Source organism: Streptomyces sp. NPDC003036, assembly GCF_040611175.1.
GTDB lineage: Bacteria > Actinomycetota > Actinomycetes > Streptomycetales > Streptomycetaceae > Streptomyces.
In genome coordinates this window covers 1-1077 of record NZ_JBEXNO010000102.1, presented here as the reverse complement: position 1 = coordinate 1077, position 1077 = coordinate 1, and the positions used below count along the sequence as shown (strand labels likewise).

Annotated in this window: 1 protein-coding gene; it reads right to left on the bottom strand. The window is 78.0% G+C overall.

What is annotated here, in order from left to right:
- Positions 1-956, bottom strand: a 956-nt coding sequence (locus tag ABZX67_RS33275; protein ID WP_355368548.1) for an ATP-binding protein, incomplete at its 3' end; no start/stop codon positions are given.
- Positions 957-1077: the final 121 nt, after the last annotated feature.

Genomic DNA, 1077 nt, shown 5'->3' with positions numbered 1-1077 from the left:
CCCACCACGACGCCCGCCGCCTCGGCCGCGTCCAGCGCCTCGGACCCGATCCCGGCGGCCCGGGCGGCCCGCAGCACCACCGCCGCGTCCGCGCCCGCGGCCCCGGGCACCGGCTCCTGAGCGGCGGCCGCCAGCAGCAGCGTGAACCGGGTCTCCGGCGGCAGCCCCGCCAACCGCCCGCCGAACGTCCGCAGCAGCACCCCGCCGTCGGCGAGCGGCCGGGGCAGCGGCGCGTCACCGGTGCGCTGCGCCGGGGTCAGGCCCTCGACGACCGCCGCGATCAGCGCGGGATTGCCCTCGGCCTCGTACCGCAGCTCCCGCAGCAGCTCCTCCCGCACGGCCGGATCGGCACCGCCACCGGCGACCCCGCCCGCCGACTCGTCCACCGACTCGTCCACCGGCGCGTCCAGCAGCTCGTCCACCAGCGCGGCCACGGCCTGGTCCTCCAACGGCGCCAGACGCACCACCGGGACCCCCGCGTACTCCGGGTCCTGCGCCCGGTGCGCGGCCACGGCCAGCAGTAGCCCGACGCCGCGCAGCGACTCCGGGCGCCGCGCCGCGAAGCCGAGCGCGGCGCGCGACGGGGTGTCCCACAGGTGGGCGTCGTCGACGCACACCAGAAGGGAGCGCGCCTCGCCGGCCGCCCCGCGCAGCAGCTCGGCCAGCCGGTCCGGCTCCAGACCGGTGCGCAGGACGTCGGCCGCCCCGCGGACCCCGGCGGCGGACAGCAGCGCGTGCACCCCGCTGTACGGAACGCCCCGCTCGGCCGCCACCGCGCGGACGCGCACCACGCGCCCGCCGCCCGTGAAGTCGGCGGCGGCCCGGTGGAGGAGCGCGGTGCGGCCGAGACCCGGTTCGGCGGTGATGAGGAGCGCGCCCCCGTGCCCGGAGCGGACCCCGTCGAGCAGGTCCGCCACGGCGTCCAGTTCAGCGCTCCGGCCGTATATCCCGGTCACACTCGCACGTTACTTGCGCGTAACGACAGGCGGAAGCGGCGTTGGGCTTCATCTCGTCGAGCAGCGCCTGATCCACGCAGTCGTTGTTGTGGACGAGCGACGCACCCCGCGCACCGACGGC